The sequence below is a fragment of the Pontibacter locisalis genome, from assembly GCF_042684605.1.
Classification (GTDB): domain Bacteria; phylum Bacteroidota; class Bacteroidia; order Cytophagales; family Hymenobacteraceae; genus Pontibacter; species Pontibacter locisalis.
In genome coordinates this window covers 318,183-343,692 of sequence record NZ_JBHULU010000004.1, presented here as the reverse complement: position 1 = coordinate 343,692, position 25,510 = coordinate 318,183, and the positions used below count along the sequence as shown (strand labels likewise).

General features: G+C 45.7%; 20 protein-coding genes. 12 read left to right on the top strand and 8 right to left on the bottom strand.

Annotation, left to right across the window (positions count from 1 at the left end; genetic code table 11):
* Positions 1-218 precede the first annotated feature (218 nt).
* The 7 genes from ACFSRY_RS04685 to ACFSRY_RS04655 all read left to right on the top strand — a co-directional run bounded on the left by ACFSRY_RS04685 (position 219) and on the right by ACFSRY_RS04655 (position 6,614).
* On the top strand, positions 219-569 hold the full coding sequence (locus ACFSRY_RS04685) for a hypothetical protein (protein WP_377503604.1): 351 nt from the start codon (positions 219-221) through the stop codon (positions 567-569).
* 101 nt (positions 570-670) lie between these two features.
* On the top strand, positions 671-2,419 hold the full coding sequence (locus ACFSRY_RS04680) for an erythromycin esterase family protein (protein WP_377503603.1): 1,749 nt from the start codon (positions 671-673) through the stop codon (positions 2,417-2,419).
* A gap of 118 nt (positions 2,420-2,537) precedes the next feature.
* Positions 2,538-3,836, top strand: coding sequence for an erythromycin esterase family protein (locus ACFSRY_RS04675; RefSeq protein WP_377503602.1), 1,299 nt, complete (start codon positions 2,538-2,540; stop codon positions 3,834-3,836).
* Positions 3,837-3,862: 26 nt separating this feature from the next.
* Positions 3,863-4,396, top strand: a complete 534-nt coding sequence (locus tag ACFSRY_RS04670; protein WP_377503601.1) for a hypothetical protein — start codon at positions 3,863-3,865, stop codon at positions 4,394-4,396.
* Positions 4,397-4,511: 115 nt separating this feature from the next.
* On the top strand, positions 4,512-4,943 hold the full coding sequence (locus tag ACFSRY_RS04665) for a hypothetical protein (RefSeq protein WP_377503600.1): 432 nt from the start codon (positions 4,512-4,514) through the stop codon (positions 4,941-4,943).
* A gap of 187 nt (positions 4,944-5,130) precedes the next feature.
* Entirely contained in the window at positions 5,131-5,628 is a 498-nt protein-coding gene (locus ACFSRY_RS04660) for a histidine triad nucleotide-binding protein (protein WP_449301364.1), read from the top strand.
* A 209-nt stretch (positions 5,629-5,837) separates the two neighbouring features.
* Complete coding sequence (locus ACFSRY_RS04655) at positions 5,838-6,614, top strand: outer membrane beta-barrel protein (RefSeq protein ID WP_377503599.1); 777 nt, start codon at positions 5,838-5,840, stop codon at positions 6,612-6,614.
* 78 nt (positions 6,615-6,692) lie between these two features.
* On the opposite strand, the gene def is transcribed toward ACFSRY_RS04655, so the two are convergent.
* The 6 genes from def to ACFSRY_RS04625 form a co-directional block, all read right to left on the bottom strand.
* Positions 6,693-7,262 (bottom strand): peptide deformylase, encoded by a 570-nt coding sequence (gene def, locus ACFSRY_RS04650; RefSeq protein WP_377503598.1) that lies wholly within the window; start codon positions 7,260-7,262, stop codon positions 6,693-6,695.
* The gene (ruvX, locus tag ACFSRY_RS04645) at positions 7,259-7,675 is read right to left on the bottom strand and encodes a Holliday junction resolvase RuvX (protein WP_377503597.1); all 417 of its coding nucleotides are present in this window, start codon (positions 7,673-7,675) and stop codon (positions 7,259-7,261) included. Before ruvX ends, def begins: the two co-directional genes overlap by 4 nt.
* Before the next feature lie 71 nt (positions 7,676-7,746).
* Positions 7,747-10,167 carry a TonB-dependent receptor domain-containing protein gene (locus tag ACFSRY_RS04640; RefSeq protein ID WP_377503596.1) on the bottom strand — a complete coding sequence of 807 codons (2,421 nt, stop codon included), beginning with the start codon at positions 10,165-10,167 and terminating at the stop codon, positions 7,747-7,749.
* 6 nt (positions 10,168-10,173) lie between these two features.
* On the bottom strand, positions 10,174-11,547 hold the full coding sequence (locus ACFSRY_RS04635; RefSeq protein WP_377503595.1) for an HTTM domain-containing protein: 1,374 nt from the start codon (positions 11,545-11,547) through the stop codon (positions 10,174-10,176).
* A 34-nt stretch (positions 11,548-11,581) separates the two neighbouring features.
* Positions 11,582-12,694, bottom strand: coding sequence for an imelysin family protein (locus ACFSRY_RS04630; RefSeq protein WP_377503594.1), 1,113 nt, complete (start codon positions 12,692-12,694; stop codon positions 11,582-11,584).
* A gap of 94 nt (positions 12,695-12,788) precedes the next feature.
* Positions 12,789-13,898 carry a DUF4856 domain-containing protein gene (locus tag ACFSRY_RS04625; protein WP_377503593.1) on the bottom strand — a complete coding sequence of 370 codons (1,110 nt, stop codon included), beginning with the start codon at positions 13,896-13,898 and terminating at the stop codon, positions 12,789-12,791.
* 279 nt (positions 13,899-14,177) lie between these two features.
* Here ACFSRY_RS04625 and ACFSRY_RS04620 point away from each other — a divergent pair, with 279 nt between their 5' ends.
* The 5 genes from ACFSRY_RS04620 (at position 14,178) to ACFSRY_RS04600 (ending at position 21,005) form a co-directional block, all read left to right on the top strand.
* Positions 14,178-15,830 carry a S41 family peptidase gene (locus ACFSRY_RS04620; RefSeq protein ID WP_377503609.1) on the top strand — a complete coding sequence of 551 codons (1,653 nt, stop codon included), beginning with the start codon at positions 14,178-14,180 and terminating at the stop codon, positions 15,828-15,830.
* A 76-nt stretch (positions 15,831-15,906) separates the two neighbouring features.
* Complete coding sequence (locus ACFSRY_RS04615; RefSeq protein WP_377503592.1) at positions 15,907-17,106, top strand: homogentisate 1,2-dioxygenase; 1,200 nt, start codon at positions 15,907-15,909, stop codon at positions 17,104-17,106.
* 103 nt (positions 17,107-17,209) lie between these two features.
* Entirely contained in the window at positions 17,210-17,737 is a 528-nt protein-coding gene (locus tag ACFSRY_RS04610) for a hypothetical protein (protein WP_377503591.1), read from the top strand.
* Positions 17,738-17,754: 17 nt separating this feature from the next.
* Positions 17,755-18,132: a co-chaperone GroES gene (locus tag ACFSRY_RS04605; protein WP_377503608.1), complete on the top strand. Its 378-nt coding sequence runs from the start codon at positions 17,755-17,757 to the stop codon at positions 18,130-18,132.
* Positions 18,133-18,437: 305 nt separating this feature from the next.
* Entirely contained in the window at positions 18,438-21,005 is a 2,568-nt protein-coding gene (locus ACFSRY_RS04600) for a DUF5916 domain-containing protein (protein WP_377503590.1), read from the top strand.
* A gap of 59 nt (positions 21,006-21,064) precedes the next feature.
* On the opposite strand, the gene ACFSRY_RS04595 is transcribed toward ACFSRY_RS04600, so the two are convergent.
* Complete coding sequence (locus ACFSRY_RS04595) at positions 21,065-21,622, bottom strand: hypothetical protein (RefSeq protein ID WP_377503589.1); 558 nt, start codon at positions 21,620-21,622, stop codon at positions 21,065-21,067.
* A gap of 111 nt (positions 21,623-21,733) precedes the next feature.
* On the bottom strand, positions 21,734-25,492 hold the full coding sequence (locus ACFSRY_RS04590) for a S8 family serine peptidase (RefSeq protein WP_377503588.1): 3,759 nt from the start codon (positions 25,490-25,492) through the stop codon (positions 21,734-21,736).
* Positions 25,493-25,510 lie beyond the last annotated feature (18 nt).

Genomic DNA, 25,510 nt, shown 5'->3' with positions numbered 1-25,510 from the left:
GTTGTTTTTCCCTTATTTTTACACGCAGTACCGGGAGAAAAAAGGGAAAAACAACCCCGGCCAACAACACCCATAAGACACTGAATCAAGCATCACAAGCTTCACCGTCTTATGGCCTATTTCGTTAGGCAAAAGACATAAGTATAAAATGAAATTATAAACCTGAAATTTACTGCAATGGTAAACAATTTTCTTTGCCACCAAGAGTTATAAAGAATATGAAAACATTAATATTAACGGCAGCATTCCTTTTCTTATGTATGGCTGGTTCCTACGCTCAGACTACCGAACGGTCAGTTAAGCAGTTCCCACCAATCAAGAAGAAGGAGCTTGATCTGGAATATCTGGGAAGTGATTCCTCATCTGTCTTAGAACGCATCTATAAGAATGAGGTGACGAGCAGATACCTGCAAAAGCATAAGGAAGCAAATCTGCACCAAAACAAGACGGAGAAGCTAAGTCCTGAAATGCCCATCATGCAACCTGATTCTTCAGTAAAGTTTCACATACTTGCTGTCGTTCCTGATTCTACCATCCTTTTCCATATTCGGGTCAAAAAGCCAGAATAATTTGTTGAGCCAGCGCTTAAAATAAAAGCCCTTTTGCCCGACATTACCTCTTGTAAGTAATCGCACCATCATCCAATTATTAATGCTTTTAAAAAGCTAGAATGGCTAAAGCTATACGCACTAAAATTGCAGGAAACACATTCTTTCTGCTCTTATTGCTGCTTTTCTCTTATCAAGCAGTCTTTGGGCAACCTACTAAAAATGTTAAACAGGATATGCAGCAGCAGTTTATTCCGATCGATGGAGCTGCTCAAAGACTTCCCTCAGCTATTCTGGAAAAGCTCAAAGGCAAACGGATCGTAGGGCTCGGGGAAGCCACGCACGGCACAGCAGAGTTTGAGCAGATGTTTTCCCTGTTGGCAAAGAGCCTGATTCTGGAGCATGATTTTAATGTGGTGGTACTTGCCGAGGCCAACTTCTATGACACGCGCGCCCTGAATGACTATGTTGTGCATGGGATAGGCAATGCGGGAACTGCAATTCGGCACATGCGCCACTATCCTGCCTCCTTTATCGAGGAAGAGTTCAGGAAGCTGGCCGAATGGATCCGCGCCTACAATGAGAGCAGGCCCGTGGAAGAAAGGGTGTGGATGCTGGGCGTGGATGCTATGTCACCGCGCGGGGGAGCGCATGATGCGCTGCGGCTTTGTCGAGAGCTGAACATCAAATTGCCTGAAGAAACTCAACGTTACCTGACGGAGCTTGCCGTTCTCCCGGAGCCCATGTTCGAAAACTACGCCAAGAGAGTTGATATAACATCTGCGCTCGCGAACATTGCTTCTCTTCAACAAGAACTGCAACAGAAGGCCCCATTAGATAAGCTAAGTGATAAGCAGCGGTGGCTTCTTCAGAGTACTGCCACTTTAGAGAATGCCGTTGCTTTTTTCTACGATCATCACCTGCTGAAGAAGTGGTCGGACAGGCAGTTCCGAGATGAGGCCATGCTAGCCAACATAAAGTGGGTTCAGAAGGTAAAGCCTGATGCGAAGTTTATCGTGTATGCCCATAACGGGCACATGGAGAAAAATGTCGGCTACCAACATTCGACAGGGTATGAGGCAAGGTTAGGTAAGCTTCTGCACAAAACGTACGGCAAGGATTTTTATGCCATTTGCACAGAGGTGCGGTCTGGCAGCTACTGGGCTGGAGACGACGATGGTGAACTTACTATTCCAGGGAGAAAGGACAAAATAGGGGAGGTAATAGAAGGGCTGACAGATGCTCCCCTTGGCCTGCTGGAGCTGAACGCCACCCCTGACCTTACAAAGTACTTTAACGGGCCACTGTACATGGCCTTCGGAAACTTGGTGGGTACTTACAACTTTCCGGCCAAAACAGTGAATCTGGCCACTGCCTTCGATGCCCTCCTTTACGTGCGGGAGTCAACCCCGAAACTGCGCACAAAACCCAAAACAGAAATAAGGCAGTTCTCGCTTAACCTCAACCTGAGCCCGGAGTTTGTTGAAGGAGCTCTCAAGCAAGGGCAGCTTGCGGTGAGCCTGAACAGCACCCTTGGCACCATCGGGACTTCCCTTTCAAACGAGGGCGCTTTCCTGGGACTGTTGTTCGTGGATAGCCAGAAAAACGTGGTGGGGTACCGTGCTGTGCAGCTAACCGGGAATAGCAGTCTATTGCAGTCCTTCCCGGTTCCAGCCGGAACAGAGAAGGTGCTATTGACCCTCTCAGGCAACAACGTCAAAGACCTGACCATAGAACATTTAGCTTTAAACGGTGTCGCTGTTGCCTTGGATGATTTTAAATACTATGGCGAAGGCTACGAGAACATCACTGAAAAAAGAGACGGGAAAGTCAGGCTCCTTCTTAGGGAAACAGCAAAAGGCAATAGCTGACCTATTCGTTTCTGTTCGACTGAGGACAGGAGCGGTCTCAGTCTTTAACTAAGCTAATGTCAACCCCAACCGTACATAGACGCATTTGAAATAACTACTCATTGACAGCTAATCGAAAATGAAAACAAACATGCTCATCAGGCGGCTCCCGTTTATGCTGCTGCTCTGCCTGTCCCTGCAGGGATTTAGCCAGCCCACAGACGAAAGGGTCGCTTATTTGAAAGCCAATGCCTCCGTTGTCAAAAACATAGACCCGGACAACGAGGACTATTCTGACCTGGACCCGCTGAAGGGAGCCCTGAAAGACAAAATTGTCGTGGGGCTTGGAGAGCAGACGCACTACGACGGGCAGACCTTCAAAGCCAAGACAAGGCTGGTCAAGTTCCTGCACCAGAAGCTGGGCTACAGCGTGCTGGCCTTTGAGAGCGGCTTCTATGACTGCTACAAAGCATGGCAGCAGATACAGGAGGGGAAACCGGCCATTGAGGCGGCCAGAAAATCCATCTACCCTTTCTGGGTATCCGAGGAAACGGAAGAGCTTTTCCGCTACATCGACAGGCAAAAGAACACAGAGCACCCTTTGGTCATAGCCGGGATCGACTGTAAGTTCTCCAGTGCATACTCCAGAGAAAACCTTCTCCCGGACTTTGAGGCGTACCTGCAGAAGTCCGGCTCTACGGCTCTACAGGATACAGCCGAGTGGGGTAAGTTCAAGGCAGCGCTTAAAAACGCCATTGCCTATTCCGACTATCTAAACAAGCTGAGTGAGGCAGACACGCTTGCACTGCACAACACGCTAAACAGAGTACTAGTAGAGCTCGACGATCAGGCAGAGGTCCAGCGAGCGCCTGTGCAGGAGAACTTTTTCTGGCGGCAGTTCTGTCGCAGCACGCTCACAGAGGCAAGAAAGAAATTCACAAAAGTTCAGGTGCGGGACGTGCAGATGGGTGAAAACCTCGTTTTCCTCCAGCGTGAGCTTTACAAAGACCGTAAAGTGATTGTTTGGGCAGCCTCTTCTCACCTTACTTATAACGGAACCAACATAGAGCGCGAGTTCTACCAAAATAACCTAAGACTTGGGGATCATATCAGGCAGGCCTACGGTGAGGCGTACTACAATATTGGCTTTACCGGTTATCGAGGTAAGATCGGCAAACTGCTCTTCTTTCACCTGATTAACGTGAAGAAGCACAAAGAAGGCAGCATAGAATATGCACTTGGGCAGACAGGCTACCCTTTCCTGTTTCTCGACCTCAACAGGCCGGACCTGCCAAAGTGGCTGCAGGAGCCTTTAGTGGCTCGTCCCTTCGGCTACAGGGAAATGCGTATGCGGATTCCGCAAGTCATGGACGGCCTGTTCTACACCCGGGAAATCTTTGAGCGGAAACCTGTACCACGTCCTGAAAATAATCTGTAACTTAAATTGAGAAAACCACCGTCCTTATGAAAACAAAACTGACTTTGCTCTGCCTTCTTTCTCTGGCCGCTTATACCAAGGGGATCTGCCAGAAGGCAAACTCAAATTACCTTGAGGTGATGACAGTCACCAAAGCCGTCGTAGCTGTGGATATGTACGATCCAGACTGCATCCACGTAGTGGACGGCTTGGTCACTTCCTATTCGGACGTGGTCCCACGGGAGCAACTGGCGCATTTTGAGCAGGCGGCAAGCGAGGAGAAGCTGGCAAAGCTCGGCTTTAAGGAGGGGCAGTGCGTGATGGTGAAGTCATCGGCTGATCTGGACATCGAGAACTACGTCTATAGGCAGGTGCACAGTCAGGTGCAGCAAGTTGGCACGCAGTACAAGTTGCCCATAGCGGTCAATGGCCAGCTGGCCCCTACCTATGCGGAGCGGCACCAACAGCTAGAGAGACTAAGGCAGGAGCAAATAAAGAAGGTAGTTTTTTTAGACAAAGCGAAGGCACGGGCAAAGTATGGAGACAAAGTGGTCTTCGGCTTGGTTGAGGTCACTTTATAGGAAAAGATCCTTTGCCCAACCCTGTATATACTTCACGCTTCGGCTAAGGCCTCGCATGTCGCATATACTAATCCGTTATGACAGAAGGATATTCATTCCGCAAAAAATTAGTGAAATGACAATTAAAGACCTGAAAGACGGAATAACTAGTTGGAAGTTAACCAGAGAAAGGATAATAAACTTAACAGTTGGGCTATCTGCCGTATTGATTTATGAGTTTTTCGCAAGACCAGTTTATCGACCATACATTTACAAAAACCATATTAATGACTTCCATTTAGCCGACACTATTGGAAACACCTTAGGAACAATTGCGACAGTTTTTGTTTTAATTGGTTTTATCGGACAAGGAAGAGCACAACACTACTTTTTAATCAAGTCTATAACAGTAAGTGTGGCCTTATATGAAATTGCTCATCCTTTACTAGGTAAGCCTATTGACCCTTGGGATATTATTGCAACAGTGCTGACTGGTGGATTCTGTTTGATAGGGTATAAGCTTATTCATCCAACATCGTTCGACAAAGAATCATCGACTGACAAGTAATATAAGTATGGAATTCCCATTACGTCACGGTAAACGAAAAGGTGGGCCAACAATGTATTCATATCAGTTTAGGGTAAGGCGTTGGTATAAGATTTAGTCTTCAAAATTCGTTTTGGCCTCGTGGGGCAAAGACGCGTTTCGCAAACCCAATCCGTCATGAATAAAGAACATTAACCTAAACAAAACTATGAAAAAAGTACTTCCCCTGATTCTGCTATTCCTCCTTGTCAGCGTAACAGCCTGGAGCCAGAGCGAAACATACCAAAAGCAGAAAGCAGCGAAGATTGCTGAGGGCTCTATCTTCTCTAAAATAATTAAGAGAGAGGCTCCTGCCACCATTGTGTACGAGGATGATGATGTAATTGCCTTTGTGCCGAATCGGCTACAGGCTCCTGTGCATTTGTTGATCGTGCCTAAAAAAGAGATCCCCACCATTAACGATATAACCGAAGAAGATGCAATGCTGCTGGGGAAACTCTTCCTGGTCGCAAAAAAGCTGGCGAAGGAAAATGGAATTGCCGAAACAGGCTATCGGTTAGCCATGAACATTAATGAAGATGCCGGGCAGTCGGTGTTTCATTTACACATGCACCTGCTGGGAGGCAAGAAGCTAGGACCTATGGTGACGCAAACAGAAACCGATAGCCAGCAAGAGAAAAGTAAAAAGGGCAACAAAGGGAGGTAAGAGTAGCAGGCGGTTCTGTTGATACTTCTTGTATAACCTTTATACTTTTTAGCCAGTGCCAAAGATTTCCTGCAGAAGAGGCTTTACAGAATAATTAAATAATAATTTTCAGATATACTTTAAACAAAATTCTATCTTTGCGTCAAAACACAGGGTGTAGGGCAGGTTGGCGACTACGCCTTTTAACCTTTTTTCCGAAGACAGACTTTATGGCCAAACGTTTACTAATTACTGCTTTTACTTTTTTTATACTGGTTGGTAGTGCAACTGCTCAAAAATTTCAGCTTTCTAACTTCAAAGTAGGTTTAAAGGGAGGGATAACACTATCTGATTTCACAAAGAATGTGGGGTTCTTTGATCAGAATTCTCCTAACTATCGAAACTCCCCCTATGCAGCATACGAGGAATACTTCAGAATAGGAGCTCTCGCTGGCATTACACTTGATTATGAGTTTTCAAAAGCGTTTACTGTGGGCACTGAGTTGCTTCACAACGGACGAGGTGGTGCTTACAGAGTAGAAAACAGTTCTGTAGCTATTATTACAAACAATGGGGCTGAGAAAGCTTACAATTATTACCAGTATAGAATCAATTACTTAGAGCTGCCATTACTGGCGCAGTACAATTTGAGCTCGAAAGCCACCAGTTCTATTGCTCTGATTGTTTATGGTGGTGTAGCCCCAGGCTTTCCAACAACAGAAAAGATAACATACACGAATTATGAGCGGAGTGGAGTTATTGACGCAAAGCAGACATCCCAGAGTGAGGATTTATATAATGTGAGAGGCTTTAACCTGAGCCCTACATTCGGCTTTAAGATCAGAGGGAATGATGCTGACGGGCCAAACAGGGTTTATCTTGATTTTAGATTCGCACGCACAGTATTGCCTGTATTTACTATTGAAGCGGATGGCAACGGAAATAATTTTAAAACAGGTATGTGGACTGCAAGCTTTGCTGTTGGAGCACGTTTAAACAGGAACTAGTCATTAGTAAATACATCAAAAGCCCCTGCCAATCATTGTTTGGCAGGGGCTTTTGATTTTAATGTGTACTAATGATGATTAGCGCTTCTTAGCCAAAGCAGGGAACTTCATCTTATAATCAGCATCTACTTCTCCCTTAGAGATCTTGCTAAGCTTATTTTTAATCAGGCGCTTCTTCAGGCCGTTCAGGTGATCCGTGAAAAGTATACCTTCAATATGATCGTACTCGTGCTGGATAACGCGGGCAGTCATGCCATCAAAGGTATCTGTGTGCTCATTCCAGTCCTGGTCGAAATAGCGGATGACGATGCGCTCCGGGCGGTAAACCACTTCACGTACACCAGGTATACTTAAGCATCCTTCTTCGAAGCCCCATTCTTCGCCGGTTTCTTCCAGAATTTCCGGGTTGATAAAAGCTTTCTTCACACCTTTGCCTTCGTCACCTTCGTCCATCATCGGTTCAGAGTCGATCACAAACAACCGAATGCTTTTGCTGATTTGCGGAGCTGCCAGACCAACGCCATGGGCGTGATACATGGTGGCAAACATATCATCGATGAGTTCCTGCAGGTTCGGGTAGTCCTGCTGAATATCCTGTGCTTCTTCTTTTAAAACTGGATCGCCGTAAGCGGTAATCGGGTAAATCATATGGTTCTGCTTTCTAAATACGATTGTAAAATAATGGCTGCACTCACACGGTCAACAGTGCCTTTGTCCTGGCGGTCTTTCTTCTTCAGGCCACCGGCCAGCATGGCGGCTTGTGCCATTTTAGAGGTAAAGCGTTCATCCACTAAGTGCACCGGAATTCCAGGAAATGCCTTTTGCAGGGTACGATGGAAACCCACCACATGCTGCGTTGCCTGTGTGTCTTCACCTGACAGGCGCCGCGGCATGCCAAGCACAAATGCCTCTACGGGCTCGCGCTGCACATACTCCTTCAGGAATGCTAACACATCTTTGGCATGAACGGTTTCTAAAGGGTTCGCGATTATCTGCAGCACATCTGTTGCTGCCAAACCCACGCGCTTAGTCCCGTAATCAATTGCTATTATCCTGCCCATTGTGTTTGCATTGCACTGCAAAGGTAGGAAATTTAATTGTTCGTTGTTTAGTTGCCCTGTTTCGTGAGGTCCTACAGCTGGAACTGAAGCGTTACATAATAATTGCGTGCATCCGATGGAATGATGCCCGGGCCTGGATATCCTGTGGCACGGCGTGTAAAGTAGTGGTTGTTCGTCAGGTTATTTATCCCTGTCTCCAGTGTAAATCGCTTATAAGTATAGCTGCCGGAAAGATCCATTACCCAGTAAGCAGGGATCAGGCCCACAACAGCTGTTGGCTCTAGCCTGGAGTTTTCTGCATCGGTGTATTGCTCGGAGGTGTAGGCATACTGGTAGGCAACTTTGAAGTTGTTCCTCTTAAAAGAAAGCCCTGCCTTGGCAATAACTGCCGGTGCCAGTTCTACTTTGTTGCCGTCTATTGCTTTCTTGTCACTGATGTACTTCGTGTTAACTAACGTAACATTAGAGAAAACTGACAGGCTGGTAGGGTGATCCTGTCCAAAATAAAACTTCAACAGATCAGCCTCAATAAAAGTCTCTAACCCAACATTTCGGGAGAAATCCTGATTTGTACGGAAGCTATAAATCTGGTTTCCTATCACCTTGCTTTCAAAGCCGATCCGGTTCTCGTAGGCAAGGTAAAAGAGACTGGCATCATAGTTCAACAAGCCACTTATGTTTCCCCTGATTCCCAGGTCGGCATTATACCCTACTTCATCCTGCAGGTTCTGGTCCACAAGCTGGTTTGGGTTTATAATGCGCATATCGTTGAAGTTGATGGCGCGATAGTTCTGTGATAAGTTAGCATAAACCTCCATTTGTAAGCTAGGCTTATAGCTAACGCCAAGACCTAATAAAAGCACGTTGCGTGAGCTCTCACGATCTTCAGGAATTACCTCATCACGTATGATATTCCCCGCCTGATCTTTCATCACATCACGATAGCTGCCGTCTGCGTTGGTATTGATCCATTCATAACGCACGCCAGGAGTAAGGCTCAGTTTTGAAGTGATGTTAAAGATGTTCTCGGCAAACAAGGCTACGTTACGGCTCAGGTAATCATAACTTGAAGAATTAGGAGCGCCTGTTTCGGAGAAGAACCTGAAATCTGCGTTAGCGGCGGGCGAGCCATCTCCTTGTTTCTGGTCGGTAAAGCCCCGGTAGTAGCGGCCTCCAACAAGCAACGTGGAAAAGGTGTTGCCCAGGTCGTAGCGGTGTATCAGGCGCGTTTCGTTACCGAAGTTATTAAATTGGTCCTGTAGCAGTGTGCGCGGCTGTGTTATGTCATCAAGGCGATTGATCTTGCCCATATAGCCTAGCGCATCGCGCTGTGCCAACAGACCAAAGTTGCGTATGTTAAGTTTCGTGCGTTCTCCGATGCGGTAGTCCAGTGTCAGGGCCATCAGGTTCCAGTTTACTTTAAACCAGTTTCTGTCGCGCCAGGACTGTTGCGGATTAGTATTGAAGGCAACATCAGTTAAGCCGCCTGGCTGTTGTGCCAGGTAATCCATATAGGTGTAGTTAAAACCTAACTCAAGCCGGTCACTGGGCTTGTAATGTACCGATCCGAAGGCAGTGTGTGCATCGAAACCGGCATTTTCGCGCCAGCCGTCGCCACGCTTGTATTGGTAGAAGCCGTAGTAGTGCATCTTACCTTTTGTGCCACCGATGCTGTTAAAAGTGTTAAATAAACCCCATGATCCCACCGTTTGGCGTGTTGTCAGCTCGAAAGGCTTATCATCCGGACCCTCCTTCATTACGAAGTTGATCATTCCGCCAAACTGTGTCCCGTATTGCAGAGAGGCTGCTCCACGTACTACCTCAATTCTATCCAGGGCTTCAGTAGGAGGGGTGTAGTAGCTTTCAGGATAACCTAAAGCGTCAGCCGAAATGTCGTAACCGTTCTGGCGGGTGTTAAAGTTAGAAGTTCGGTTAGGGCTAAGACCACGGCCGCCAATGCCTAGTTGCAATCCAGCGCCATCACTCTCCCAGATATTAAGGCCGGCCACTTTGGCGAAAACCTGGCGGCTGTTGTTGGTGGCCTTGTTAGCAGTGATATCATTAAGTACAACTACCTCGCTCTTCTTGCCTTCATAAATAGCAGCACCCTCTACCGAGTTTAGGCGGGTAATGCCAAAAGTCTTTTCGCGTTCTCCTTTTACATTTACCTCCTTTAGCTGTCCCTCAAGTGGCTTCAGTTCCAGGTTTAACACAACATTGGCGTTGGTGATAACAGCTGGAATTGTGGAAGAACCTAACCCTACGCTGTAGGCAGTTACAGTATAGGTGCCGGGGGTAAGGCTGTTAATCGTATAATTCCCTTTAGCATCAGCCTGGTACAGGTTTCCTGTGTTAACCAAAAGCACCTCTGCCTGTGGTACAGGTTGCCCAGTGGCTGTATTTGTTATTTTTCCGGATATGGAAAATGTTTGTGCCAGCGCAAGGTGCAGGCTACAAAGAAAAATTATTAAAGTGAGTGTACAGCGATACATCTGTTCTTATTTCTGCCCTACAGCCTCATGCTGCAACGCATATTCCTCAAAAGGTAAAATCCAGCTTTTCGGCAGAAAGCTTTCTTTTTCATTCGCCAGGTTCACACCTGGATCTATTAAAAGCCTGCTGCCGCGGCCATTCATACTTACATAGACTTCTGCGCGCACCCGGGGATCAGGTATTCCTTTGCTTTTAAAGTCTTCCCTGATAATGTGCGCAAACTGCAGTAGCATATCCGGCTGCGTAGCTACCTGCTTTTCCTGGGTAACAGTCAGGTAATCGCGGTTGTTGATCTCTACTTCGCTTCCTGTTCCCGGATCCTGCACATAGAAGAAGGCAGTACCAGTCTTCTCCATCAGCATCACGCGCCATGAGAAGCGATAACCCTGTTCTGTCCAGAACAGCTTGTCCGGGTACAGCATAAAACGCCATGGAACGAGTACCTGTAGCACAAAATGCAACGCAAGCAGGTTAAGCAGCATAGGCTGAGCCGTTACTTTGGCGAAAGCAGGTTTCGCCGGCAAATTTAAGCGAACAAAACTACGAAGCCAACTAAGAATGCTTTCGTGGAAGCTGGCGGAGAAAAAGATCAGTGTGCTTACTATCATGATGTAAGGAAACATCCCTATCTGGAAAAGCACAGCAGTGAGCACATGGAAAACAATTACCGTTGCATAGGCTAGTAACCGGCTTTTGCGCCAGCTCAGGAAGAACGGGATAGTAAGATCGTAGAAGGCACCGAACCAGCAGAACAAGTATGCTACCCATACTTTATCGAGCAACGAACCTATAAGTGGCAGGTGCGTGTGGGCTGGTAGCCAGTAGCGCAACGGCATGGCCTCCAGCAGCCAGTCAGCATTTAGCTTGGCGACACCCGCATAAAAATAAACCAGACCCAACTGAAACTGGAGTATCAGAATGGTCCAGCGTGGTACGTGGCTAACCCAGGTATGAGGCCTGCGCAACACATCCAGGGAAAAGTGGCGTTGCGCAGGCACCAATACCATCAGAAAAGCCACTACACTTACAAAATAGTAGTGGTTGAGGTAATTGGTTTTGTCTATGAGCTCCACATAGGTAAAGCTCAGGAAGAAAAGGGTGGCCGACCAGCGGTAAAACAGCCCCAGCATAATGCCTGAGGCTGAGAGCGCCATCAGTACGAACAGTGCATACATGCCTGTCTCGCCTAAAGGCTGCACCCATTCAAAGCCATAGTAAGGGAAATATACCTTTGGCAAAACATACAGCTCCGTTACCCAGCCCTTTAGCATGAAACGCAGGATGCTTGCCAGCATCATTCCTCCGAAAATGATGCGGAACACCGACAGTGGTGCTGCGGAAACAGGTGCTGTAAGGTATGGCTTTAGCTTCTGGAGCATGATGCTTTATAGTATTTTACCCCGGCTGACAGTTTTAATCTCCGTCGTTGTCTGTGTAGGTAATGGCTACACCAAGTGCGGAAGGCATATCTGTCTTAGTAAGCACAATAAGCTTCTGCAGTTCATCGTAAAGCTTGGTTACAGCTTGTGGCTGCGCAGTAACAGCTACAGAAAGTGGGCCCTGAACGGCATTAGCAGCAGCTAGCGCAGCATCAAACTGTGCCTCAATGGCTTCTGACAGTAATCCGCCGTTATACATTGCACCTACATGGTCTAAGTAGTCATCCAGGCCCGGACCGTTAGCTCCCGAAGCAGACTGTCCCATAAATACTGCTTTTTCGGCACGTATCGCTTCTTTCAGCAGCTCCAGTGACGTTTTACTGTAGAAAGCTTCTACTTTCTCTGGCAAGGCGCTTCCTGCTGTAAAGCGGCCACTTGGGATACCTACCTTTGCCCGTTTTGTAACATCAATGTCAAAGTTTAATTGATTAACCAGATTGCCAACAGCACTACCAACGGCCGTGCCGGCAGCGGCTTTAAACGTCTGGCTATAATTATTTGTAGTCCAGGTACTGTAAGTGGCCTCAGCGCGTTGTTTAATCAGGTTTGTAATATCCTGCAGGTACTTTTTGCGATTAGCCGCATTGGGCGCAGAGGTGTAAAGAGCTACTACTTCAGCGTCTGAGGCATTGGTGTAAAGCAGGTAATCAAGAGCAGGAAAGCCCTTGGCCGACATGTTCGCAGTAGTCTGCAGGTCGTAAGTGCCTGAAGAAATATTGTTCTCTATCTGGCTGGTGGTGGTAGGAAAAATGTTCAGGTTTGTTCGCAGCATTTGCTCATCGGCAGGCCCAAACTCATACATACTTACTTTCTGCCATTCCTTATAGGCGTCCAGGTACTCCTTGCGGGCAGTAGCCAGTGCAGCCGTACTTGGGTTTGCCGTGAAAGCAGAGACTGCCGTAGCCATTTCAGCTGCTTCTGTTTTAAAAGACTGATATCCCGGTACAATCAAGTTCTCAGCATAGTTCGTCAGCATAGCCTGGCGGTCATACTCTGTCTTTGGTCCGGATTCGCCATCTGAGCCGCAGCTGGTGAGTAGGGCCAGCCCGGCCAGTAGAGCAAATGAATAATTTTTTAAAGCTTTCATTCTTGTCCTTTTATAACGCGAAAGGCAGCAGCGGAGACACTGTGTGGTGCCGCTGCTGCTGCTTTCAGTTTAAAACACTTATCTTTTGCAGTTTCTACAGCTGGCCTTTAACATTATTCAGGTTATAGGCTGTGGCGATGATATCAGCAGCTGCAGCAATATCAGTACTGCTTGTGTTGTAGAAGTTAGTACCGATCTTGGTCATAACCTGCGCAAGCTGTGCATCCGTAATTTTGCGGTCACCTTTGTATTTCAGGCTCATCACGAAACCAAGTGCTTCAGATAAATAGTGGCTTTTAAGCGTCTGGTCTCCCATGTTTTTATTTGCTGCATTCAGCTCAAGTATGGCAGAAGCAGCTACAAGTTTTTCCAACTCTGCTCTTACAGTTGTAGTTGCAGCATCTTTACCAGCCATGTCTTTAGCAGAAATAGCGGCACGACCCTTAATAAAGGCATCCATGATAGCCTTGTTAGTTCCTAGAACTGCATCTACTTTGTTGCTGTAATTAGCCCAGTACTTTAGGCCGCTTTTGTTAGCCGGGAAATCTTTAGGTGCACCAAAATAACCGAATGCCTCATCCCAGTGGTGCTCCATTTTAGTGCCTTCTCCTGGTACTACTGTCGTGTTATCCACTGTAGGGCCTATTTTCTCTGCTGTCAGGTATCCTTCTACAGTCTGGAAGTAAAATACAGCGCCCATCAAGCCTTTTGATATAACCTGGCCATACTCTACGCCATTCGCATCTAGCAGATATTTTTTGGTAGGATCAGTAGATGATGTACTGATACCGGCAGTACCATTGCTTGCAACTGCGTTAGCAGACTGGCTGGCAGTGGCAACTTTATCAAAAAAGCCTTCAAACTCAGTTACAGCAGTAGAGATGGTTTTATTCTTCAGTTGCTTAGTTGTAGCCTCGTTCAAGCTGGCATTCGCAAATGGTGCATTAGCGTTGGCATACATGTTTTTTATTTTCTGCGCATCAAGTACAGCTCCGTTGTTACCTGTCTTAATATAAGTGTCCATTTCGCCCAACATAGCAATGCGTGCCTCCTGGCCAGAGTAATCAACATTGGCAAAGTTATAAGTGGCAGGCACGTTATAAGACGGATTATTTTCCTTGTCGTCTGAGCAGGAAGAGAATGCTATACAGGCTGCTAAACCAACAACAGCATAGGCTTTGTTTTTTAGTGCAGAAAGCGTCATAAGTAAGATGTACTTTTTATTTAGACTTATTTTAAATAGTGAGGCAAAGCTAAGGAGGGAATCAATATTAGGCAAGCCTTATTTAAAATTATTTTAAATAAGATGGTGTTATATCTGAAACGGGGATAAGGCAAGGCACTCAGGAACTGCAACCTTCACCATTTTCTGCTGGTATAGATGATTATCTCCCTGTAGAATTTGCTAAATTGTAGCACCTGTTACTGTCATACTCTGGCTAATAACCCGCAGGGCACATAATTATATATAACTATGGATAAGATGGAGAACGGAGAAGAAAGAAATAAAATCCGCAATTCACCATTTCAGATAAGGCTGCCACTGTTCATTGCAATGGCATTAACGGTGGGCGTGCTGATTGGTGCTACAACCTTTTCACCATCGTCTAACAACCCGCAGGGTACAGCTAAGAGTTACCTTAAGTTTCGGGATATTCTCAGCTATATAGATCGTGAGTATGTAGACACAGTAGATATTGAAGAGCTTTCTGACTATGCCATCACCAAGATGCTGGAGAAGCTTGACCCCCATACTACCTACATACCTGCTGATGAGATGGAGATGGCACGCTCTTATTTAGAGGGTGACTTCGAGGGCATCGGTATTGAGTTCAATATTTTTAAGGATACGATCTATGTGGTTACTCCTTTAAGTGGAGGCCCTTCTGAAGCAGCCGGGTTGATGGCCGGGGATAAAATCATAAAAGTAGACGGAGAGACTGTTGCCGGTACCGGCATCAATAATGAGGGAGTGTTCAAGCGCCTCCGAGGTCCTAAAGGCTCAAAGGTAAATCTGGGGGTTAAGCGCAAGGGGAATAAAAAGCTCCTCAACTTTACTATACAGCGCAGCAAAATTCCTACCTACTCTGTAGATGTAAAGTATATGGTAGATGAAAAGACCGGCTATATAAAGGTTAGCCGCTTCTCAGCTACTACTTTCGAGGAGTTTAAAGAGGCCTTAACTGAGCTTCGCAAAATGGGAATGCAACAGCTGGTGCTTGACCTGCGGGGTAACCCGGGAGGCTACATGGATCATGCGATTCGGATGGCAGATGAGTTTATCTCCGGCGAGAAAATGATAGTGTATACAGATGGGAAAGGGGAGAAGTATGACTCAAAAACCTTTGCCCAAACCAGAGGCGACTTCGAAAGCGGCCCTGTAGTGGTATTGCTTGATGAAGGAAGCGCCTCTGCTTCTGAAATCGTGGCCGGAGCTTTACAGGATAATGACCGGGCTCTTATTGTCGGGCGCCGTTCTTTTGGGAAAGGACTTGTGCAGATGCCAATTCCACTCAACGATGGTTCAGAGTTACGACTAACTATTTCCCGTTACTATACCCCAAGTGGCCGGTCTATCCAAAAGCCTTATAATGGTGATGCTGAAGACTATCAAATGGACATGCTGCACCGGCTGGAAAGTGGCGAGTATTTTCATCCTGACAGTTCACTTTTCGTTGATTCCCTGAAGTATAAAACATTGAAAGGCCGTCCTGTTTACGGTGGAGGGGGTATTATGCCTGATGTTTTTGTGGCACGCGATACTATGGAGTTGTCTCCTTACCTGAGCCAGCTATACAATAACAACATTATCCGGGAGTATACTTTAAACTACTATCGTGATAACCGGAAAGAACTGGAAAAGATGTCGCTTGATAAGTTCAGGAAGAGTTTTGTTGTGACAGATAAAATGCTGCAGGACCTGGTGCAGTTGGCAAACAAGTCAGGGGTGGAGTATAAGGGCGAAGAATTTAAGCGTTCAAAGAACCTGCTTCGCAATAACCTGAAAGCATTTATTGCCCGCAGCTTGTACGGTAACAGTGGTTTTTTCCCGGTACTGCACGAATCGGATGAGGAGTTTCAGGAGGCACTGAAGCAATTTAGCCGTGCAAAAGGCCTTGCAAAGGGCGGAGCTTAGCTTGTTAGAATAAACTTTGTAAATTGCCCGCAAAGGCAGATCATATCTACTGAATCATAAACTATAGAAATCAGGCATGGCTTATTACTATAAGTTAGGAGAAATCCCACACAAAAGACATACCCAATTCAGGCAGCCAGACGGTAGTCTGTATTCAGAGCAGCTGGTAGGCACCTTAGGCTTTAGCGGCGTGTCATCACTGTTGTATCATATAAACCCGCCTACCCAGATTAGCCGCATCGGTGAACCCAGGCCCTATGCCCCCAAAAAGGCAGAAGGTGTAAAGTTGGCACCACACCACCTGCGTACACTGCAGGAGAAGGTTACCGGCTCAGATTATCTGGATGCACGCAAGACCATGATGTTTAACAATGACCTGGCTATCTGTATCTGTAATCCATCGGAACGGGAGATGAGCTACTCATATAAAAACGGGCAGGCGGATGAGGTGGTTTTTGTGCATGATGGCACCGGAGACTTGATCACACAAATGGGACGTATTCCTTTTAAGCCTGGTGATTACCTGGTGATTCCTCGGACAGTAATACACAAGTTCCGGTTTGATGAAGGAGATGTAAGGCTGCTCATTGTGGAATCTTTCAGTCCGATCGAGACACCACGCCGTTACCGCAACCATTTCGGGCAGTTGCTGGAGCATTCACCATTCTGTGAACGGGATGTTCGTCCTCCTGTAGAGCTGATCACTGAGACAGAGCGGGGAGAGCACCTCGTACAGGTAAAAAAAGAGGGGGAACTGCATCAGTTCTATTACGATTTCAGTCCTTATGACGCTGTAGGCTGGGATGGGTACTTTTATCCGTATGCCTTCTCTATTTATGATTTTGAGCCCATTACAGGTCGTATACACCAGCCACCTCCGGTGCACCAGACCTTTGAGGCGCATAACTTTGTGATCTGCTCATTTGTGCCGCGCCTGTACGATTACCATCCGCTGGCTATTCCTGCGCCATACAACCACTCTAACGTAGACTCTGATGAGGTGCTATACTATGTAGAAGGTAACTTCATGAGCCGCAAAGGTGTTGACAGGGCTTCTTTTACCGTTCATCCGGGAGGGATTCCGCATGGCCCGCACCCTGGCACTGTAGAAGCGAGCATAGGCAAAAAAGAAACACACGAGTATGCCGTGATGATTGATACGTTTAAGCCATTGCACCTGACAGAGGAGGCTCTACAGTTCTTGGACAAGAATTATCCGATGAGCTGGAATGAAAACGGAAATGGGGAAATACGAAAGGGAGATATGTTTGATTAATCCAATTATTATTCTGTAAATTGCGGCAGGAAAAGTAGTTATAATTACTATTCCTGCCGCAATTATATTTATACCCTTTTTTCACCCTTATTACCACCCTTTTATGAAACAACTACTTTTAGCCATTGTAGTCCTGTTGGGTTTTGCTACTGCTTCATGTGAGCAATGGGACTCTATCCTTACCTTTAACATTGAGGAGGAAGAAAACTTCATCATTCCTGCAAGCCCTTTAATTGGGCAAATAGTACCTGTCACCCCAATTACGGTTGATGCGAATTCAAGTGAGGAGTTTAAAAACAATGACACACGTGCCGATTTAGTAAAAGATGTTGTACTAAATAAACTTGACCTTCAGATTACAGACCCGCAGGGTGAAAACTTTGACTTTCTGAAAAAGGTGGAAATCTACATTTCAGCGGAAAACAAAGATGAGGTGAAGGTAGCTTATCTGGAGGAGGTACCACAAGGTGTGAGTTCTCTCGTATTAAAAACAACAAACGTGAAGCTGGATCAATACATTAAAGGAGAAACGTATACCATCAGCACGCGTGCCACGTTGGCCAAGGCTGTTGCGAATGATGTAACCGTTAAGGCAAAGATGCGCTTTAAGGTAACTGCAAACCCATTTTAATAATGCATACATTACCGATGAGAATTTCTGAAAAGAATACATTGGAGAAAATTATCATAGTTGGAGACCGCGTGCTGATTAAACCAAAAACAGCGCGTGATCAGACTAAGAGCGGCCTGTACCTGCCTCCTGGTGTGCAGGCTAAAGAAAAAGTACAGGAAGGCTATATCATGAAGGTAGGTCCTGGCTATCCTATTCCCGCCGATTATGGATTTGATGAGGAACCCTGGGGGCAGGAAGAGGAAGAGGTGCGTTACATCCCCCTTCAGGCTAAAGAAGGAGATTTGGCCATTTACCTGCAACGTGATGCAATCGAAATAAATTACCTGGGCGAGAAGTACTTTATAGTACCGCAGTCTGCTGTGCTGATGCTGGTTCGGGAGGAAGATCTATAGCTCTGTAGCGAAAGCGTAAAATAATAAGAAAGGCGTCTCAGTACAGGGACGCCTTTCTTATTGCCCGATATCGGGCATTTGATTGTCCATTATCGTGCATCTCAAACGCCGTGGATTTTCCAAATTGGCGTTCAAGTCTCTGCAAAAGGAACTTTCGTAGTTTGGCACGGTGCGTGTATTCGCAAGGCAAAGACTGACTTGAAAAAATGTTTAGTGCAAAAGCAACTATTCTGGTTCTAAGCTCATCTATTTAATATCTGATGAGCAAAAGTCGGAGCAGCTATATTACCGCACAAACAAAAACTATGAAGAAACTATTACCACTGACGCTTTATACGCGACAGCTACTCGCTTTATTGCTTTTTTTCTCCTCCTGCTTCTCCTCTGACGTTTTTGCACAAGAACAGCAGAAAGAACAGGAGCAGAAAAAAGAGTACAACTATCCTCAAAAAAAATTAAAAGCACTACGCATAGCAGAGGCACCCAAAATAGATGGTGCGCTCGATGAAGCAGTGTGGCAGAACGCTGAAATAGCTACTGATTTCATTCAGAACCGCCCAACACCAGGGCCAATGGAAAAGCATAAGACAGAGGTGCGAATTCTTTACGATGATGCAGCTATTTATGTAGGAGCTATCATGCATGATGTTTCTCAAGACAGTATTTTTATGGAGCTGGGCCGTCGTGACAATTTAGGTAATACGGATTGGTTTGGCGTTTTCTTGGATACATACAATGATGAAATTAACGGATTCGGCTTTTTTGTTACTCCTGCAGGTGTTCAATTAGATGCCCGGTATTCATCCAACGGTGAAGATTTTAGTTGGAATGCTGTGTGGGAAAGTAGTGCCCGTTTAGAAGGCACAAACTGGGTAGCTGAATTGAAAATTCCTTATTCTGCTATCCGTTTCAGCAGTAAGCCCGAGCAACTCTGGGGGCTGAACTTTATGCGCAACAGGCAATCCACGCGCAAAGGGTTTTTCTGGAACTATGTAGACCCTGCAAATAATGGTTTTGTAAACCAATGGGGTAAGCTTACAGGTATCGAAAATGTAGAAGCTCCCTTACGCTTGTCCTTTACCCCTTATTTATCAGGTATCACAAACAGTTATCCTGTCTTTAAAGAAGGAAGCGAAGAGGTAAGCTATAAACAGGATTTCAACTTTAGTGGTGGGATGGACCTTAAGTACGGGATCAACGATGCTTTTACACTTGACATGACGCTTATTCCGGATTTTAGCCAGGTGCAATCTGATAACCAGGTGCTTAATCTCACCCCGTTTGAAGTGCAGTTTAACGAGAACAGACCCTTCTTTATGGAGGGAACAGAATTGTTTAATAAGGGGGACTTCTTTTATTCACGTCGTATTGGTGGCATCCCTGTAAATTACGATATCGATACCAAAGTGAAATATGCTGGATATGAAGTGATTGAAAACCCACTTGAGACCAAAATGATAAACGGTACAAAGGTGTCGGGTCGTACGCAGTCTGGTTTAGGAGTTGGTATATTCAACGCAGTAGTAGGCCGCCAATATGCCACACTAGAAAATGGAGAGGGTGAAAGAATAGAAGTAGAAACACAGCCGCTCACGAACTACAACATCACAGTGCTGGACCAGTCGCTGAAAAATAACTCTTATGTTACGTTGGTAAATACAAACGTAATGCGCCAGGGCAGTACCTATGATGCTAACCTGACAGGTGTTGTTTTCAGGTTGGCAAATAAAGGGAATAAGTACGCTATCAATGGTAAGGCAGCTCTTAGCCAGCGCTACTTCTCCGAAGAAACAGATTTAGGGTATATGTATAGAATAGGAGTTGGTAAGGTGAGTGGTAATTTTACTTATAACTTTAGTCATACTGTAGAATCAGATACATATAACCCAAATGATCTGGGTTTATTATTTACCCCGAATAGTGTTGAAGAGAGGGTTCACCTGCAGTACAATATCTTCAAACCCTTCTGGAAGATGCTAAACCTGTATACGAACGTTGGTGCTGTGTATGAACGCAGGTATGAGCCGGATGCGTTTCAGAATTTTGTGATTTATAGCAATGTGAACGGAACGTTTAAGAATTTCTGGAATGCAGGTGCCTGGTTAGAAGTAGAGCCTGTAAAAACAAATGATTTCTTCGAGCCACGAGTGGACAACAGGCACTATGTTTTTCCTGCAAACAACAATGTGGGAGCCTGGGTATCTACGGATTATCGTAAGAAGTTTGCATTGGATGTAAATGCAAGTTACCGCGTGTTTAATGAGAACGAGCGTAAAACTTTTAATTATGCTATTTCGCCACGTTACCGGGTTAACAATCAGCTGTCCTTCAACTATAGTTACAGCCGCAACATGAGGTTTGATGATATCGGATATGCAAATAGTTTTGACCCTGACCTGGAGAATGATGATAAGCTAGAGCGTAGGGTCATATTTGGGCTCCGCGATGTTCTGACCACCTCAAATACCATTTCGGGGAGTTACATCTTTAACAATCGAATGTCATTGTCGCTGAGAGCGCGTCATTACTGGTCTAGTGCAAAGTATGATCGTTTTTACAATTTAGCGTTAGCTGGCCAGCTGGAGCCTGATGTGTATCCGCAGGGATATAAAGGACGGTTTGAAGACAGAAATCATAATATTAACTACAATGCATTTAATGTAGATGTGGTTTATTCCTGGTGGTTTGCTCCTGGCAGTGAAATCAGTGTTGTTTGGAAAAACGCAATTTCGGAAAGAGGTAGCCAGGTTGAATCGCAGTATTTCGATAACTTCTCGCGCACCTTGTCTGCGCCCCAGAACAACACCTTCTCTCTTAAGATCTTATATTATCTCGACTACTTAACCCTTAAGAGCAAGCTGAAAAAATCATAACGTTTTATTTTTCCATAAACCATAAAGCCCTGACTATTCAGTCGGGGCTTTATGGTTTATTATTTTATAGTTTTTAGTGGTTGTGTAAGGTCAAAGTCAGCACGAAAGCGGAGTTGGTTATCACGTTTTAAAATGTAGCTAAACGTGCGGCCATCAGGGCTTAGAGCTAAGGTCCATTCATTGGTGGCAGCTGCTGGTATAAGTTGTGCCGTGTAAGCATCAGCCAGGAAGCGCTGTTCCAGCTTTTCCTCTGTAGCAAGTGCAACACCTCCATACATTGTTACTTCATCTGGAGTGCCATCTTTGTGTCGATGGTCATGCTTTAGCTGCAAGCCCTGCTCCGTTTTACTGATCACCCAGGTTCTTGACTTATCTTCACCAACATGGAAAGGAATGCGAATAGTTGTATCAGAGCAGGTACTTATGTGCATCGTCAAAAGTTTGCCGGCAAAAGGATCCTTATCATCAGCCGGAAACACAACCTTGCCTGCGTATGAGTTGCCACAGTGTTTGCTCAGGCTTTTGTAAAACGACTCCTGGGAATTATTTAGTTGGTACAAGGGTTTGCTGCAAGCCATCAGCAGGAGTAGGCAAACCGGGATCAAAAGGTGCTTCATATACATAGGATAGAGTTTAAATTTGAAAGAATGACTGCTTTATAAAGTTTATAAAATAAGAGCCCTGATGTAAATCAGGGCTCTTACGCAAAAATATAAAAAGCTTTAAGACTAGTGTTGTACAAGTATCTTCTCAGAGTACACCTTATCACCGTGGCGGATACGAAGGACATATAAACCAGAAGCATAAGAGCTAAGGTTAATAAAGCCTTCATACTGGCCGTTATGGTTGGTGACTGTGCTGGTCAGGATCAAATTCCCTAACATATCCGTCACATCAAATAAAATATCCTCTGGCTGGCTTGTTTCTAGTTCAACTCTGAAGCGGCCTGTGCTTGGGTTAGGTGAAATGACAGGCGCCACACCAAGTTCACGGATCCCCTCTTTAAAGGAGAAGGTATAAGCAAGAGACATATCAGAAACACAACCATCTTTAAAAACCATAACAGAATAGTTACCACTTTCTAAAGGTGTAAACACTTTGCCTGTAGCTCCTTCGATTACTCTATTGTCTTTGTACCACTGGTTACCTTCTGCGGCACTAGACACCAGTGTCTGCTTATCGCGCTTTACCAATGGCTTTTCAAGAGGTATTCCTCCTTTTACAGCAGCTTCTATGCGAGGGCTTGGGCAGCCAAGAGCACGTACTTTCATATCGTAGAAGTAATAGTAAAAGGACTCTGAAGTAGTGGAGGCAGTGTTACCTGTAATAGATACTACATTACCTGCCTGGAAAGGATATCCTTTTACACCATCGTTGTTCCTGAAAATAGTAGCCCCGTTTTCATAAGAAATAGCAATTCTATAATTTCCTGCTTCTGGTAACTCAAGACCCAGGTAGTAGATTGCGCCCTGATCATTAGGGTCGTAGGTTTGTGGACCTGGAGCCGGGGTGGATCTGGTTGCTGTAACATAAAGTGTCTTCGCTGATACGGGAGCTCCCTGGTCGTTAAACACTGTAAAAGTGATTTTGCCACTGTGTCCAATGTACAAGCGTGCGCTTTCCAGCAGTACTGGTGCTTTTGTGGTAACTAGCACATCCGGTGAAAAGGCATTGTATCCTCCTCCTGTTGCAAACTCTTTATTTGGTGCGCCAAGTGTTCCTTCAAAAGTATTGAACGCTGCAAAGAGTTTACTGCCAACCTGGCTAACCGGTACCTGAATTTGATTGCCAACAGCAACAGGCTGTGTGCTTGTAGCAGAATTAAACCAGTAGATAGCACCATTGCCTCCTCCGGATAAAGTGTAATTCGGGTCTGTACCGCAACGGAATGCAGAGGCATCAGTAGGAGCAGACAGAGGAGTACCAACCGTAAAGGCTCGTACCTGCCTGTTGTTTGCCTCTACTGCATCATTCTGCAGGCCTGAGAGAGCAATTAGCTCATAAGTAGCTCCTTCCTCTGTGGCAAAAGACTCAGTTAATAGGAGCTCAGCCTTTGCAAATGCTTTTAACTCCCCGGAATAGGTAGCAGAAAGCTGTTTTATCTCCGTACCGTTCTTACGAACGCTGATGGTTACCGGAATGTTAGTTTGCACCGAGGCTCCAAGGTTTTGTAAGCTTACAAGTACCTTCTGCGTAGGATTGGCACAAAGCGATGATCCAACTGGCATAACTGCCGTTAGGGCGATATCTTTCTGTGGCTTCGCAAACTGTAACAGGTAATCCTGTGTTTCACCACGGGTATAAGTACCGCAAGCTGTAACATTCGTTGCATTTGATGTCTCCTGTACAACAACACGCATACGGACCTTATTACCAATCACTGCATTTGAAGGTGCCGTAATGGTGGTCTCAAAAGCGGATGTGCCATTTATGACTTCAGACACAGCTACAGTTTCTCCTGCATCTTCAAAGCTGCCATTGCCATTCCAGTCAACAAACACTTTTGCCATTTTTGCGGCATCTGCACCACACGAGCCAAGTCCAATACGTAGCTGCTGCTGTTGCCCTAGTTCCAAGGGAAGTACATTTGAAGTCAGGTTCTGGTAAGTAGTGCAGCCTTCCCCGAAGCCCTGTGTATGGTTTCCTAAGGTAAAGGAGGTGATCTTTGCTCCTGCATCCGAAGATGGCTTACTTTCACAGGCTTCTGTGCCTCCAACTCCGCTCACGATCATAGAATATGCCTGAGGCCCTTTTAGTAGGGAGCCCTTATGTCTTACTGTAATAGTGTAAGTCTCACCAGGCACGGCATTCATGATCTTTACCTGCTCCACGTTATCCAGTATATTATCACCGGTTGTAGCAGGGCTTGCCGGAGATTGAGGATTTAATACCCAGGGCTGGAAAGTTGTGCCGCCATTTGTAACACGAACGTCCAGGTCATTAATTAGCCGCGGGGTACGGTTATTTATTACTTCAGAATTTATAGAAAGAGGAGTTGCCTCTGGATCTGTCCAGGAAATGGTAACTACTAACGGACCAGCTCCGGATGCTATAACCTGGTGCGTGAAAGTTTGGTCTTGCGCTAGTGTATTCTCCCGGATCAGATGAGTGTTATCAAGATTAGAAATAACTGAAGCAGCACGCTTTGTGTTCAACAGGCCCCAGCCAAAAATATAATCTGGTCCCGGCGTTGTACCAGCCTCATCTGTTGTGTGTATGGCTAAACCTTTTAATGTGGCGGCACGCATTAAGCTGCCGTTTTTAAGGTTAGCGTAATGTTCCTGCAGAAGTAAAAGGCTACCAGATACATTCGGAGCTGCCATAGACGTTCCGCTTAAGGTAGTATAAGCTGTGTTACTTTTATCAGAAGTAGATAGAACATTAACGCCATTACCAACAAGATCAGGTTTTATCCGGCCGTCATCAGTCGGCCCAAAGCTGCTGAAGGAAGAGATTACGACATCTTCAGTAGTGGTGTAACCTTCCGAGATAGGGTTGACTGCACCTACTGTTAATATGTTTTTGGCAGTACCGTAAGTAGAGATTATATCATAGCTGTTATTGCTGCTCATGTTTGCACTACGAGACTCAACTCTTGTAAATTTGCCTGAGCTGTTGCGCTGGTGGTACGGTTGCCCATTTTGAGGACCTACTTGACTACGGTCATTGCCGGCTGATTTTACAATCAGGTAATACGGTGCATTATAAGCTATCTGGTCCCACTTCGCAGCAGTTTCATTATAGTAGCCAAACTTATAATCTTCTATAGAACTGATGTCAGTATCACCCCACCATTCCCAGAACGGATCTTCAGAAGTGCCTTTACGTTCTGAATTATAGCGCCATCCGGAAATAGTGCCGTAAGAATGATTTGATACAAGCAAATCCTTTGCTGCTTCGGCCATTTCGGCTACGTCACCATTGAAGTCGTAAGCCATCAGTTTTGTAACTCCGAATGCCATACCCTTAGCCAGTGAATTAACACCTTTTGCCATCATGGTACCAGCTACGTGTGTTGCATGCTCATTCGTGGAAGAAGGATTGTCTTTTTGAGTTACGCGATCTTTTAACTCCTGGTGTGATTCCTTTACACGACCACCATCCCATACACCCAGCTTCTGGCTTACAGCGCTGTTTGCGCCACTAAGTGCAAGGCCTAAGGAGCCTCCTGCCCAAACCTCATTTGTACCGGTAGTAGCTGCAGCTCTTGTGTTATTATAGGTGACGTAATAGATCGGCATGCCTTTGGCATCCAGGCCTTGTAAGGCAATATGGGAGCCGTCGGAGAACGTCTTCTCGACAACCCAACCATTCTTCTTGGCGAGTGCAAGTGCTTTGGATCGGCTGGCTTGGTAATCCTTTTCTGCGGAAACGGCAATACGGTCTAGGGCCTTAACATTTGCACGAGTGGTTTGGCCACGTTGAGCAAATGCAGTTGAGGCCGTTGCCAGAGAAACAGCAACAAGCCAAAGGCTTAATCTTCTCATAAAAAGTAGTAGGGTAGA